The organism is Pseudonocardia sp. Ae150A_Ps1, from assembly GCF_001932315.1.
In the GTDB taxonomy this organism is placed as follows: Bacteria; Actinomycetota; Actinomycetes; order Mycobacteriales; family Pseudonocardiaceae; genus Pseudonocardia.
Window position 1 is genome coordinate 2,036,292 of sequence record NZ_MCIJ01000001.1, and the last position, 13,784, is coordinate 2,050,075.

Annotated in this window: 12 protein-coding genes; 7 read left to right on the plus strand and 5 right to left on the minus strand. The window is 75.8% G+C overall.

Going from position 1 to position 13,784, the window contains the following annotated elements; all coding sequences use genetic code 11:
• Positions 1 to 17 precede the first annotated feature (17 nt).
• Complete coding sequence (locus tag Ae150APs1_RS09305; protein WP_249266277.1) at positions 18 to 671, plus strand: RraA family protein; 654 nt, start codon at positions 18 to 20, stop codon at positions 669 to 671.
• 15 nt (positions 672 to 686) lie between these two features.
• Here Ae150APs1_RS09305 and Ae150APs1_RS09310 read toward each other — a convergent pair whose 3' ends face one another.
• Positions 687 to 1,394: an FCD domain-containing protein gene (locus Ae150APs1_RS09310; protein WP_083680034.1), complete on the minus strand. Its 708-nt coding sequence runs from the start codon at positions 1,392 to 1,394 to the stop codon at positions 687 to 689.
• 166 nt (positions 1,395 to 1,560) lie between these two features.
• Between Ae150APs1_RS09310 and Ae150APs1_RS09315 the strand changes: the two genes are divergently transcribed.
• The 3 genes from Ae150APs1_RS09315 to Ae150APs1_RS09325 are packed head-to-tail and all read left to right on the plus strand — an operon-like array spanning position 1,561 to position 5,600.
• A complete protein-coding gene (locus Ae150APs1_RS09315) occupies positions 1,561 to 2,925 on the plus strand; it encodes an SLC13 family permease (protein ID WP_075296973.1) in 1,365 nt (454 codons plus the stop codon).
• 30 nt (positions 2,926 to 2,955) lie between these two features.
• Entirely contained in the window at positions 2,956 to 4,143 is a 1,188-nt protein-coding gene (locus Ae150APs1_RS09320) for a CoA transferase (RefSeq protein ID WP_075296975.1), read from the plus strand.
• Entirely contained in the window at positions 4,140 to 5,600 is a 1,461-nt protein-coding gene (locus Ae150APs1_RS09325; RefSeq protein ID WP_075296976.1) for a carboxyl transferase domain-containing protein, read from the plus strand. Before Ae150APs1_RS09320 ends, Ae150APs1_RS09325 begins: the two co-directional genes overlap by 4 nt.
• Before the next feature lie 46 nt (positions 5,601 to 5,646).
• Here Ae150APs1_RS09325 and Ae150APs1_RS09330 read toward each other — a convergent pair whose 3' ends face one another.
• From Ae150APs1_RS09330 to Ae150APs1_RS09340, 3 genes are read right to left on the minus strand one after another with little or no spacing between them, the layout of a single operon-like run.
• A complete protein-coding gene (locus tag Ae150APs1_RS09330) occupies positions 5,647 to 6,387 on the minus strand; it encodes an HAD-IIA family hydrolase (RefSeq protein WP_212567296.1) in 741 nt (246 codons plus the stop codon).
• A 50-nt stretch (positions 6,388 to 6,437) separates the two neighbouring features.
• Entirely contained in the window at positions 6,438 to 7,253 is an 816-nt protein-coding gene (locus tag Ae150APs1_RS09335) for a DNA-formamidopyrimidine glycosylase family protein (protein WP_010225437.1), read from the minus strand.
• Positions 7,253 to 7,720: a ribose-5-phosphate isomerase gene (locus Ae150APs1_RS09340; protein WP_010225435.1), complete on the minus strand. Its 468-nt coding sequence runs from the start codon at positions 7,718 to 7,720 to the stop codon at positions 7,253 to 7,255. The genes Ae150APs1_RS09335 and Ae150APs1_RS09340 overlap by 1 nt, the downstream gene beginning before the upstream one ends.
• An 18-nt stretch (positions 7,721 to 7,738) precedes the next feature.
• Here Ae150APs1_RS09340 and Ae150APs1_RS09345 point away from each other — a divergent pair, with 18 nt between their 5' ends.
• Together Ae150APs1_RS09345 and Ae150APs1_RS09350 are read left to right on the plus strand one after the other, a co-directional pair.
• The gene (locus tag Ae150APs1_RS09345) at positions 7,739 to 8,413 is read left to right on the plus strand and encodes a DUF429 domain-containing protein (RefSeq protein WP_075296978.1); all 675 of its coding nucleotides are present in this window, start codon (positions 7,739 to 7,741) and stop codon (positions 8,411 to 8,413) included.
• Positions 8,414 to 8,430: 17 nt separating this feature from the next.
• A complete protein-coding gene (locus Ae150APs1_RS09350; RefSeq protein WP_075296979.1) occupies positions 8,431 to 9,267 on the plus strand; it encodes an MBL fold metallo-hydrolase in 837 nt (278 codons plus the stop codon).
• Between the two features lie 294 nt (positions 9,268 to 9,561).
• Here Ae150APs1_RS09350 and Ae150APs1_RS09355 read toward each other — a convergent pair whose 3' ends face one another.
• Entirely contained in the window at positions 9,562 to 11,049 is a 1,488-nt protein-coding gene (locus Ae150APs1_RS09355) for an MFS transporter (RefSeq protein WP_075296980.1), read from the minus strand.
• A gap of 146 nt (positions 11,050 to 11,195) precedes the next feature.
• On the opposite strand from Ae150APs1_RS09355, the gene Ae150APs1_RS09360 reads away from it, so the two are divergent.
• Entirely contained in the window at positions 11,196 to 13,772 is a 2,577-nt protein-coding gene (locus Ae150APs1_RS09360; protein WP_075296981.1) for a carboxylate--amine ligase/circularly permuted type 2 ATP-grasp protein, read from the plus strand.
• The last annotated feature ends 12 nt before the right edge of the window (positions 13,773 to 13,784 follow it).

A 13,784-nucleotide genomic window follows, 5' to 3' on the forward strand; every position in this document is an offset into this window, starting at 1 on the left:
GCGCGATGATGGCGATCATGACCGAGCTCCTGGACCGGCTCCGCGCGCTGCAGGTGTCCTCGCTGTGCGACGCCGACAAGTCGCTGCCCGTGGTGGACCCGGCGATCCACGCCCTCCTGCCCGGGACCTCCCTGGCCGGCCCGGCCGTCACCGTGAGCTGCGTGGACGACCACCTGCCGATGTTCGCCGCGCTGCGGGCCGCCGCCGAGGGATCGGTGCTGGTCGTCGCCGGGGCCGGCGGCACCCGCGCGGTGGTCGGCGAGCTGTTCGCCACCGAGGCGCGGCGGCGCGGGCTGGCCGGGATCGTCGTCGACGGGCTGGTGCGCGACGTCCGCGGCCTGCGCGCGATCGGCCTGCCGGTGTTCGCCCGCGGGACCTGCCCGGCGTCCGGGTCGGTGCAGGACCCGGGCACCGTCGACGAGCCGGTCGCGTTCGGCGGGATCGTCGTGGCCCCCGGCGACGTCGTGTGCGGCGACGACGACGGCCTGCTCGTCGCCCCGCCCGACCGGCTCGCGGGGATCGTGGACACGGCCGAGGAGATCGAGCGGGCGGAGACGGCGCTGGTCGCGGCGATGCGGCGCGGCGAGGAGCTGCACGGGCTGACCACCGTCGACGAGCACGTGGCCGCGCTGCGCCGCGGCGAGCGGTCCGCGCTGGGGTTCCGGGTCTGAGCGGCCCGGCCCGGGTCAGTCCGGGTCCTGCAGCAGCGCCACGTCGGAGACGGCGTCGATGTGCTCGGCCATCGTCCGGGCCGCGGCGTCGGCGTCCTGCGCGCGGATCGCCTCGACCACCAGCCGGTGCGCGGCGAGCGACTCGGCCGGGCGGCCGGGCTGGCTGAGCGACTCGATCCGCGACTCGCGGATCAGCTCGGAGATCTCGCCCATCAGCGTGCCGAGCAGCCCGGAGTGCGCCGCCGTCGTGACCGCGGCGTGGAACTGCTCGTCACCGCGCACGCCGCGGCCGCCGCCGTCGACGTCGGCGGCCATCGCCGCCACCGCCTCGTCGATCCGGGCGAGGTCGGCGTCGGTGCGGCGCCGGGCGGCGAGCGCCGCGATCCGCACCTCGAGCGCCTGACGCGCCTCGATCACCTCGCGCAGCCGGTGCCGGCGGGCCCGCAGCGCGTGCAGCACCTGCCGGTCGGCGGGCACCTCGCGGATCACCGCGCCGTCGCCGTGCCGGACGTCGATCACGCCCTGGACCTCCAGCGCGACGAGTGCCTGCACCACCGACGCCCGCGACACCCCGAGCAGCCCGGCCAGCTCGCGCTCGGCCGGGAGCCGGTCGCCGGGGCCGAGCCCCTGCTCGGTCATGTGGTCGAGGAGCCGCTCGACGAGCTGCTCGTACAGGCGCGGGCGGGCCAGCGGCTGCAGTGACCGTGCGGACTCCCGGATCACGGGCCACCTCCGTTCGTGGTTGACAGCACCCTACCGGAGGTGGATAGTCCACTGGGCCAGTGACCAGTCCACTGCTCCACTGTTCCACTGCTCTCCTGCGCCACCTGGCCGTCCGCTCCGTCCACCACATCCCGCCGAGGTCACCGCCGACCTGGAGGTTCCCGCGATGCCACCGGATCTCGTCGCCCTGCTCGTCCTCGTGGGCGTCTTCCTGGTCGCCACCCTGCGACCGGTCAACATGGGCGCGGTCGCCCTGGTCGCCGCGTTCGTCGTCGGCACGTTCGTCGTCGGCGAGTCCACCGACGAGCTGCTCGCCGGGTTCCCCGGGGACCTGTTCGTGATCCTGGTCGGGGTCACCTACCTGTTCGCGATCGCGAAACGGAACGGCACCGTCGACTGGCTGGTCGCCCGCGCGGTCCGGCTGGTCGGCGGCCGCACCGCGCTGATCCCCTGGGTGATGTTCGTCGTCTGCGCGGCCGTCACCGCCGCGGGCGCCGCGTCACCGGCCGCCGTCGCGATCATCGCGCCGGTCGCGCTCGGGTTCGCGCACCGGCACCGGATCTCGCCGATGCTGATGGGCGTCATGGTCGTGCAGGGCGCCTCGGCCGGGAGCTTCTCGCCGATCGGGATCTTCGGCGGGATCGTCAACGGCGTCGTCGCCCGCAACGGGATCGCCGCCGACCCGACCGTGCTCTTCCTCGCGACGTTCGGGTTCAACGCCGTGCTCGGCGTGCTGGCCTTCCTGGTCCTCGGCGGCCTGCGGCTGGCCCGCGGCGCCGGCAGCACCGACCTCGACGAGCTCGGCGGCGAGGCCGTTTCCGCGTCCCGGGCCGCCACCCACCGGCCGGTCCCGCCGCACACACTCGCCGGGAGCGGGCCGACCCGCGCCGCGGCCGCGACCGCCACCACCGAGCCGGCCGCCGACACCGCGCCGCGGCTGGGCCGCGAGGGCGTTGCCACCCTGACCGGGCTGCTCGGGCTGATCCTCGGCTCGCTGGTGCTCGACCTGGACGTCGGGTTCGTGACGGTGACCGTCGCGGTGCTGCTCACCCTCGCCTTCCCACGGACCAGCGCGGGGGCCGTGCACGAGGTCAGCTGGAGCACCGTCCTGCTGATCGGCGGGATCGTCACCTACGTCGCGCTGCTCGAGCGCACCGGCACGATCGACCGGCTCGGCGCCGGCGTCGCCGGGATCGGCGCCCCGCTGCTCGCCGCGCTGCTGATCTGTCTCATCGGCGCCGTCGTGTCGGCGTTCGCCTCCACCACCGGCATCCTCGGGGCGCTCATCCCGCTGGCCGTGCCGTTCCTGGCCGCCGGTCAGGTGTCGGCGACCGGGCTGATCGCGGCGCTGGCGATCTCGTCGTCGGTCGTCGACTCCAGCCCGTTCTCCACCAACGGCGCGCTCGTCGTCGCCAACTCCGCGGAGGAGCGCCGCGACACGGTCTTCCGCGGCCTCATGACCTGGGGGATGTCCCTGGTCGTGCTCGCCCCGCTCGTCAGCTGGGCACTGCTCGTCCTGCCCGCCGCCTGAACCGCCGTCCCGCTCGGAAGGAGCACCCCAATGGCCCGCCCCGCCACCGGCCCGCTGCACGACGTCCTGGTCGTCGACCTCAGCCGGGCACTCGCCGGACCGCACGCCACGATGATGCTGGGCGACCTCGGCGCCCGGGTCATCAAGATCGAGAACCCGGTCGCCGGGGACGACACCCGCGGCTGGGGGCCACCGTTCGTCGGCGCGGAGGGCGCGCGGGAGTCGACCTACTTCCTGTCCGCGAACCGGAACAAGGAGTCCGTCGCGCCGGACCTCAAGTCCGACGACGGCCGCGACGCCCTGCGCGAGCTGGTCCGCCGGGCCGACGTGCTGGTCGAGAACTTCCGGGTCGGTGTGCTGGACCGGCTGGGCTTCGGCACCGACGAGCTGTTCGCGCTCAACCCGCGCCTGGTCGTCCTGTCGATCACCGGGTTCGGGCACGACGGGCCGGAGGCGCACCGCTCCGGCTACGACCAGATCGCGCAGGGCGAGGCCGGGCTCATGTCGGTCACCGGCTCCGGCCCGGACGACCCGCAGCGCGTCGGCGTCCCGATCGCCGACATCCTCGCCGGCATGTACGGCGCGTACGGGGTGCTCGCGGCGCTGCACGAACGGGAGTCCACCAGCGCCGGGCAGGTCGTGCGCTCCTCGCTGCTGTCGGCCGTCGTCGGGGTGCACGGGTTCCAGGGCACCGCCTGGACGGTCGCCGGGACCGCCGGGCAGGCCCGCGGCAACCACCACCCGTCGATCTCGCCGTACGGGATGTTCCGCTGCGGCGAGGGCGCCGTGCAGCTGTCCTGCGGGTCGGAGGGTCTGTGGCACCGGCTGTGCGCGGAGTTCGGTCTCGATCCCGACGCGGAGGGCATGAGCACCAACCCCGAGCGGGTCGGGCACCCCGACCTGGTGCGGACGACCGTCGAGGACGCGTTCGCCGGCGACACCGCGGACGCGACGCTCGCCCGGCTGGCCAGGGCCGGTGTCCCGGCCGGGCGGATCCGCTCGATCGACGAGGTCTACGCCTGGGAGCAGACCCGCAGCCAGGGCCTGCTGATGGAGGTCGAGCACGCGTCGCTGGGGGCCCTGACCGTGCCCGGCCCGCCGCTGCGGTTCTTCGGACCGGACGGCGACGAGACCTCCCCCTCCGGGCACGCCGCCGCCCCGGTGCTCGACCAGCACGGCGACGCGGTCCGTGCCGAGCTCGCGGGCGGCCCGCGGTGAGCGCCCCGGCCCGGGCCGTCCCCGGCTCGGCGCAGCTGCTCGCGACCGTCCTCGACGCCGGGTCGTTCCGGTCGTGGGACGCGCCCGCCACGCCGCCCGCCGGTGCGGACGCCCGCTACCGCCGCGAGCTCGCCGCCGCCCGCGACGCGGCCGGGACCGACGAGTCGCTGGCCAGCGGCGAGGGACGGGTCGGAGGACGGCGGCTGGCCGTCGCCGTCAGCGAGTTCGGCTTCCTCGCCGGTTCGGTCGGGTCCACCGCGGCCCGGCGGCTCGTCGCGGCCGTCGAGCGGGCCACCGACGAGCGCCTGCCGCTGCTGCTCTCCCCGGCCTCCGGTGGCACCCGGATGCAGGAGGGGACGCCCGCGTTCCTCGAGATGATCACGATCGCGGACCGGGTCGCCGCGCACCGCCGGGCCGGGCTGCCGGTCGTCGTCCACCTGCGGCACCCGGCGACCGGCGGGGCGTTCGCGTCCTGGGGGTCGCTCGGCACCGTCACGACCGCCGAGCCGGGGGCGCTGGTCGGCTTCCTCGGCCCGAAGGTGTACCGGGCGCTGCACGGCACGGACTTCCCCCCGGACGTGCAGCGGTCCGAGAACCTGGCCGCGCGCGGGATCGTCGACGCCGTCACCGGGGCCGACGGGCTCGCCCGGCTGCTGGACGCGCTGCTCGCCGTCGTCGAGCGGCGGCCGACGGTCGCCCCGGCCGCACCCCCGTCCCCGGAGCCGCACGGCGGCCCCGCACCGGACGCCTGGGCGTCGATCACCGCCACCCGGCGGCCGGACCGGCCCGGGGTGCGCGAGCTGCTGGACCGCGAGGCGGGCGACGTCGTCCCGCTGCACGGCACCGGCGCCGGCGAGACCGCGGCCGCGACCGTGCTGTGCCTGGCCCGGATCGGGAGCACGCCGTGCGTCCTCGTCGGTCAGGACCGCGCGGCCGAGCGGCCACCGGGGCCCGCCGACCTGCGGGTCGCCCGGCGCGGCTTCGCGCTGGCCCGCGAGCTACGGCTCCCGCTCGTCACCGTCGTCGACACCGGCGGCGGCGAGCTGAGCGCCGACGCCGAGAACGGTGCACTGGCCGGTGAGATCGCGCGCTGCCTGGCCGAGCTCGCGGACCTGCCGGTGCCGAGTGTGTCGGTGCTCGCCGGGCAGGGATCGGGCGGCGCGGCGCTGGCGCTGTTCGGGGCGCGGCGCCGGATCGCGGCCGGGCACGCCTGGCTGACCCCGTTGCCGCCGGAGGGCGCGAGCGCGATCGTGCACGGGACACCCGACCGGGCCGCCGAGGTCGTGGCGGCGCAGCAGGTGCGCGCCACGGACCTCGCCGACGCCGGTGCGGTCGACCGGATCGTGCCGGAACACCCCGACGCCGCCGACGAGCCGGCGGCGTTCACGGCGCGGCTCGCCCGGGCGATCGAGGAGGAGGTGCGGATCGCCGCGACCGGGCCGGGTCGCCGTCGCTGACCGCTGCCGGTGCTCTCATACGTCCGTCCCAGACTGACGATCAGGGCTACACGTCGTCGACGAGGTCCGCGACCGAGGGCACGACCCGGTTCGGCCGGAACGGGAACCGGTCGATCTCGGACTCCTTGGTGATGCCGGAGAGCACCAGGACCGTGCGCATCCCGGCCTCCAGCCCGGCGAGGATGTCGGTGTCCATCCGGTCGCCGATCATGACCGTGGACTCCGAGTGCGCGCCGAGCCGGTTGAGCGCCGCCCGCATCATCAGCGGGTTCGGCTTGCCGACGAAGTACGGCTCCACGCCGGTCGCCTTCGAGATCATGGCGGCGACCGAACCGGTGGCGGGCAGGATGCCCTCCGGCGACGGCCCGGTCGCGTCCGGGTTGGTGGCGACGAACCGCGAGCCCTTCTCGACCAGGCGCATCGCGGTGGCGATCGAGGAGAAGCTGTACGTGCGGGTCTCCCCGAGCACGACGTAGTCGGGGTTGCGGTCGGTGATGACGTAGCCGACGTCGTGCAGTGCGGTCGTCAGCCCGGCCTCACCGATGACGTAGGCGCTGCCGCGCGGGCGCTGCTCGTGGAGGAACGCCGCGGTCGCCAGCGCCGAGGTCCAGATCGACTCCTCCGGCACGTCCAGGCCGGTGGCCTGCAACCGGTACCGCAGGTCCCGGGCCGTGTGGATGCTGTTGTTCGTCAGGACGAGGAACGGGACGTCCTTCTCCCGCAGCCGGGACAGCAACGCGTCGGCCCCGGGGACGATGCTGCCCTCGCGGACGAGGACGCCGTCCATGTCGGTCATCCAGCAGTCGATCGGCTTGTGCTCCACCACGACACCGGACCCTAACGGTGATCCGGCTGGCACGTGGGACACCAGAACAGGTTCCGCGCCGCGTGCTCGGAGTGCCGGACCTCCGTGCCACACACCAGGCACGGCAGGCCGGCCCGGCGGTAGACGTACACCTCGCCGCCGTGCCGGTCCTTGCGGCCGGGCTCGCCCCGGCGCCGCGGATCGTGCTCGGGGCGCACCGTGTCGATCCGGCCCACCCGCACGCCGTCACGCATCAGGGCGACGAGATCGGGCCACATGGCGTCCCAGGTCGCGCGGTCCAGCCCCCGGCCGGGGAGCTGCGGGTCGAGCCCGTGCCGGAACAGCAGCTCGGCCCGGTAGACGTTCCCGACGCCCGCGAGGACGGCCTGGTCCATCAGCAGCGTCGCCAGCGGGCTGCGCGACCGGGAGACCCGCTCCCAGACCCGGTCCGGGTCGGCGTCCCGGCGCAGCGGATCGGCGCCCAGGCGGGCCCGCACCGCCCGCGCCTCCGCCGAGGTGATCAGCTCGCACGCGGTCGGGCCGCGCAGGTCGGCGTAGTGCGACTCGCCGACGAGCCGCATCCGCAGCTGCCCGACCGGCTCCGGCGCGGGCAGCTCGGACTCGGTGAACGTCCCGTACAACCCGAGGTGGACGTGCACGACCCGGTCCCGCCCGTAGCGGTGGAACAGGTGCTTGCCGTGCGCCTCGGCGCCGGTCATCACCTGCCCGTCGAGCAGCGCCGCGGAGCCCTCGAACCGCCCCTGCGGGCTGGAGACCCGCACCGGCCTGCGAACGAACAGCGACCGGTGCCGCTTCGCCAGCCGGTGCAGCGTGTGCCCCTCGGGCATCAGCCGGGCAGGTCGATCTCGCCGGTCTCCTCGTAGCCGAGCATCTGGTCGATCCGGCGCTGGTGGCGCTCGTCGCCGGAGAACGGGGTCGCGAGGAAGGCGTCGACGATCGCGACGACCTCGGGGAACGGGTGCTGGCGCGCACCGACGCCGATGACCTGGGCGTCGTTGTGCTCGCGGGCGAGCTTCGCGGTGTCCTCGTTCCAGGCCAGCGCGGCCCGGATGCCCTTCACCTTGTTGGCGGCGATCTGCTCGCCGTTGCCGGAACCACCGAGCACGATGCCGAGGGAGCCCTCGTCGGCGACGACCCGGCGGGCCGTCTCGATGCACCAGGCGGGGTAGTCGTCGAGGGCGTCGAACGTCGGGGCCCCGACGTCGACCGCCTCGACACCCTGCTCGGTCAGGTACTCGACGAGCTTGCCCTTGACCTCGAAACCGGCGTGGTCACTGCCCAGGTAGACGCGCACGGGGCAGGATCATCCCTCATGCGGATCGGAGGGGTGGACGGGGTCCCCACGGGCTGGGTCGTGTGCGTGCTGTCCGGGACCGGGCGGGCACGCCGGGTGAGCTGGTCGGTCGTCCCGGACGCGGCCGCCGTGCTCCGGGCGACCGCCGGGTGCGACGCCGTCGGGATCGACATCCCGCTCGCCCTGCCGTCCGGCGGGACGCGGCGACCGGCCGAGGTCGAGGCCTCCGCACGGCTCGGGACGGCTCGGGCGTCGCTCTTCCCGACCCCGCCCGCGACGGTCCTCGCCGCCGGGTCGTACGCCGACGCCTGCGCGGCCGCGCAACGCGCCACCGGACGGAAGATCAGCGTGCAGGCGTGGAACATCGTGCCGAAGATCCGCGAGTTCCAGGACGTCGCGCTGCCCGCGCCGGTCGTCGAGGCGCACCCGGAGCTGTCGTTCCGGACCCTCGCGCCCGGCACCGGTTTCGCGTCGAAGAAGACCGCACGCGGGGCCGGGCAGCGCATCGCGGCGCTGTCCGGGTGGGTCGACCCGGCGCTGCTGCTCGGCGACCTCCCGTCCGCGGCCCGGCTCGACGACGTCCTCGACGCCCTCGTCTGCGCCTGGACCGCCGAGCGGGTCGCCCGGGGGACGGCGGAGCTCCTCGGGCCCGGCACCGACGACCGCGGCCGGTCGACGGCGATCGCGGTGTGAGGGCACGATCGACGCCCGTGGACGGACGGTGGCTCGAACTCGCCGACGGCGTGTTCGCGCGCCGGCACGACGGGCTGGACCTGACCACCGGGCTCGTCCTCGGCGCGGACCGCGCACTGGTGGTCGACACCCGCGGTGACGACGTCCAGGGCGCCGAACTCGCCGCCGCCGTCCGCACGGTGACGACGCTGCCGCCGGTCGTCGCGATCACGCACGCGCACTTCGACCACTGCTTCGGCACGTCGGCGTTCCCCGGCGTGCCGGTGTACGCCCAGGCCGGGTGCGCGGCGGCGCTCGCCGTGACCGCGGCCGCGCAGCGTGCGGAGTGGGTGCGGCACCACCGCGACGCCGGGGACGACCGCACCGCCGACGCCCTCGCCGCCACCGTTCCGGTCCTCCCGGACGTCCCGGTCTGCCCGCGCCCGGGCTCGTCGCACCCCGTGGACCTGGGCGGACGCGTGGTCGAGCTGGTCCACCCCGGACCCGCGCACACCGGTCACGACCTGGCCGTGCACGTGCCGGACGCCCGGGTGCTCTTCGCCGGGGACCTGCTGGAGAACGGCGCGCCGCCGTCGGTGGGGCCGGACGCGTACCCGTCCCGGTGGCCGGACGCCCTGGCGCTCCTGCTGGCCCGCGACGCAGCGACCTACGTGCCCGGGCACGGGGACCCGATGAGCCCGGGCGAGGCCGCGACCCAGCACGCGGGCCTTCTCGCGGCGGCGGGAGCGGCGGCGGGAGCGGCAGCGGGAGCAGGAGCGGCAGCAGGAGCGGCAGCAGGAGCGGCAGCGGCGGCGGGCGCTGGGGCGGCGGACGGTGGGGCCGCGGACGGTGGGGCCACGGGGCCGGGTCGGTGATCGCCGGCGCCCGGAGGCGCGACCCTCGGGACCCTCGGGACGGGCCGCCGAGCACGCCGGAGCCGCCACCGGAGCGGGGTCTTCTACGAAGTCGCTTCCTCAGGCAGCGATTTCTCCGGAAGCGTGGCCACCACGAGGGGGCGTCCCTCTCGCGCAGGGAGGTGGCGCTGTGGAATCGCTGCCCGAGGAAGCGATTCCACGACACCCCACCCGCCTCCGGCGGCGTGCGCGAGCTCGTGCCGCCCATCGCGCGGATCCCCACGGCTCGGCAGGACCCGCCGCGCGACCTCGACCTCAGGGCGCTCCGCCCCGGGTGCGGCTGCGGCGCCCCTGCGACGCCGGTCGCGCCTCGTCCGGCTCCGCAGGTCGCGGCGGGACCATCTGCGCAGGATCCGACCGTCCGCCCGGCAGCGCCCGCGCCACGTCCCCGGCGAATCCCGACGGGTCCGCGGACACGCCCGCCACTCGCCGGAGCCGGTACAGCTCGGTAGTCGGGCGGTCGTCGGCCGGCGGACCGCCCGGCCCGAGCGGCAGCGGCCGGGTCCAGGGCTCGGCGGGCGGCGCGGCGGGCGGCGTGGCCTTCAGGCTCCCCCGCAGCGCCAGCACCGCCGGCAGCCCCAGCACCGGCCCGAGCGCGAGTACCGCCAGCGACGCCTGCCAGCCCACGGCCCCGGCCAGCACCGGCACGGTCGCGATCCCGCCGACGGTCAGCAGGAACCCGAGCGCCGTCTGGACGGTGAGCGCGGTGCCCGGGTAGCGGGGGTCGGCGACCTCGATCGTCGCCGTCGTCAGCACGGCGGAGTCGGCGACGGCGGCCGCGCCCCACAGCACGCAGAACACCGCGACCGCGACCGGTGCGGCGCCGAGGAGCAGCGGCGACAGCAGGCAGCAGAGCCCGCTCGCGACCAGTGCCGTCGCGATCACCGGGACCCGGCCCCAGCGGTCGGCGGCCCGGCCGCCCAGGACGCAGCCGGCGGCGCCGCCCAGCCCGGTCGCGACGAAGACCAGCAGGTGCTCGCCGGGGCCGGGGTCGCCGGACGCGAGCGCCGCGCCCAGCCAGGTCCACATCGCGTACAGCTCCCACATGTGGCCCAGATAGCCCAGCACCACGAGCCGGGGCCCGCGTTCGCGGAGCATCCGGACGGCGTAGCGCGGGTCCGGCGGCGGCGCCGGGGCGTGCGCGGGGCCGGGGCGCACGAGGCACCAGGCGAGCGCCGCGGCGACGAGCCCGCAGAGCGTCGCCCCGGCGAGCACCGCACGCCACGGCAACGCCGGCACGCCGCCGATGAGGTGCGGCAGCGCCGACCCGACCGTGAGCGCGCCGACCAGCACACCGAGATCGCGGGCGCGGCGTTCCGGCCCCGACCAGGACGTCATGATCTTCATGCCGACCGGGTAGACCAGCGCCAGGCACATCCCGGTCGCGGCGCGCAGCACCAGCGCGAGCAGTGGTCCGTCGGCGACGGCGGCGAGCAGCAGGGTGCAGCCGGCCGCGGCCGCGGCGCCACCGGCCAGCAGGCGTTCCGGCCGGACCCGGTCCGCCAGCGTCAGCACGGACGACACCACCGCGCCCGCCGCGAACCCGAGCTGCACCGAGCAGGTGAGCCAGACCCCGGCCGTCGTCCCGATCCCCCACTCCGCACGCAACTCGGGCAGGACGGCCGACGCCGAGAACCACACCGCCAGCCCGAGCACCTGGACGACCGCGACGAGCGCACGCTGGCCGGTGCCGGTGGGCGCGCCATCGGCGCGGCGGCGGTGCCGGCCGGTACGGGTGACCATCGACGGAAGGTACCGAGGGCACCTGCTGGGAACTGGTCCGTACAGCTCAGCATCACTGCTCCGATCGGCGCAGCGGACGGGCGATCGCAGCCTGCCGATCATCTCCCGACACCTGCCGGTAACAGCGGCGACCTAGCGTCACCGCCGTGGGGGACGTGTCGCTGGTGGGGGTCGAGGAGGAGTTCCACGTGGTCGGCCTGGCCGACCGCCGGGCCGCACCCGACGCGGACCGGCTGCTGGAACATCTGGACGGCGCCGAGTTCTTCCCCGAGCTGCAACGCTCGCTGGTCGAGACGAACACCCCGGCGACGGAGTCGCTCGACGACCTGCGCCGGCACGTGCGACGGCTGCGGGCCCGGCTCCGGGAGGCCGCCGAGCCGCTCGGGCTGGGCGTGGTCGCGGCGGGGACCGTCCCGCTGGCCGACCTGTCCGGCGACGACGTCTCCGCGGGCGCCCGGTACGAGCGGATGCAGCACGAGTACCAGATGCTCGTCCGCGAGCAGCACATCTGCGGGGTGCAGGTGCACGCCGACGTCCCCGACCGGGACACCGCGGTGCAGGTCTCCCGCCGGGTCGCGCCCGCCCTCCCCGCCCTGCTCGCGATCACCGCCAGCTCGCCGTACTGGCGCGGCCACGACACCGGCTACGCCAGCTACCGCAGCATGATCTGGCAGCGCTGGCCCACCGCCGGGCCGCCCGGCGACGTCACCACCGCCGCCGAGTACGACGCGATGATCGACGAGCTGATCACGTCCGGGACGATCAGCGACGCCGGGATGCTCTACTTCGACGTCCGGCCCAGCGCGCACCTGCCGACCGTCGAGCTCCGGGTCTGCGACGCCTGCCCGGAGGTCGACGACGTCGTCCTGGTCGCCGGCCTGTTCCGGGCGCTGGTCGCCCGGGCGCGCGCCGACACCGAGGCCGGACGACCGCTCCCCCGGGTCCGGCACGAGCTGCTGCGGGCCGCCGGGTGGCGGGCCGCCCGCTCCGGCCTGGAGGGCGACCTCGTCGACGTGTCCGAGCCCGCGGCACCGGTCCTCTCCCCGCCCGCGGTGCAGCTGCGCACGCTGGTCGCCGAGCTGCGGCCGTGGCTCGAGGACACCGGCGACGCCGAGCAGGTCGAGGAGCTCGCCGAGGCCGTGCTGGCCCGCGGCTCGGGTGCGGCCGCGCAGCGCAGGGCGTTCGGCCACCGCGGGTCGCTGGTCGACGTCGTCGACGATCTCCTCGCCCGCACCCAGGGCGAGGAGGTGCCCGGCACCCTCCCGGTGACCGTCCCGGTCGCGGCGGACCTGCTGTCCGGCTACGTCCCGCCCCGGCACGACGAGGCCGTCGACGACGACCTGACGATCCGCCCGGCGTACGGCTGGCTGTTCCGCTCCCTCGAGCGGCTCGGCACCCGCGGGCTCACCGCCGCCGAGTCCGCGCTGCGGACCGAGCAGCGCGCACGCGGCGTCACCTTCCCGGTCCCCGGCGTCGTGCCCGGTGACGACGGCGAGCGGCTGTTCCCGCTGGACCTCGTCCCGCGGATCGTGGCCGCGGACGACTGGGCGCACCTGTCGGCCGGGCTCGCCCAGCGGGTCCGGGGGCTGGAGCACTTCGTCCGCGACGTCTACGGCCGGCGCGAGATCGTCCGCGACCGGATCGTGCCGGCCGCCGTCGTCGACGGGGCGCCCGGCCGGACGCGGTCGGGCACGCTCGTCCCGCCGGACGCGGTGCGGATCGCCGTCGCCGGGATCGACCTGGTCCGCGACTCCGACGACGGCTGGGTCGTGCTCGAGGACAACCTGCGCGTCCCGTCCGGGATCGGCTTCTCGATGATGAGCAGGCGCCTGATCCGCAGCGTGCTGCCGGACCTGGAGTCACCGTCGGAGGTGCTGGGGCTCGACGACGTCCCCGCCCGGCTGCGTACCGCTCTCGTGGACGACCCGTCGGACCCGGACGGTGAGACCGCGCTGCTCACCGCGGGCGAGTCCGACCCGGCGTTCTTCGAGCACCGGCTGCTCGCCGAGGCCCTCGAGATCCCGCTGGTCACCCCGTCGCGGCTGCAGGTCACCGACGGCGCGGTGTTCCTGGTGGGCGGCGGGCGCCGTCGCCGGCTGACCACGCTGTACCGGCGGATGGACGAGACCGGGCTCGCGACGGCCCGCGGCGCCGACCACCGACCGATCGGGCGGGCGCTGCTCGCGTCGATGGCCCGCGGTCGGACCACGCTGCGCAACGCGCCCGGCAACGGCGTCGCCGACGACAAGCTCGTCTACGCCTACGTGCCCGCCATGATCCGCTACTACCTGGGCGAGGAGCCGGTGCTCGCCTCGGTCCCGACCTTGCCCTGCGCCGACCCGGTCGCCCGGGACGAGGTGCTCGACCGGCTCGGCGAGCTCGTCCTCAAGCCGGTCGACGGCTACGGCGGTGCGGGCATCGTGATCGGCCCGCACGCGACGCCGGACGAGCTGGACCGGGTGGCCGCCGAGATCCGCGCGCACCCGGCGTCCTGGGTGGCCCAGGACATGGTGCGGATCTCGACGCACCCGACCTTCACCGACGGTCTCCTGCAGCCGCAGGCCGTCGATCTCCGGGTGTTCGCCGTCCAGTCCTCCGGCCGCGGCGCGACGCCCGAGATCGACGTCCTGCCGTCGGCGCTGTCCCGGGTCGCCCCACCGGGCGGGATGATCGTCAACTCGTCCCGGGGCGGGGGCGCGAAGGACACCTGGATCATGGCCTGACTCCCGCGCCGC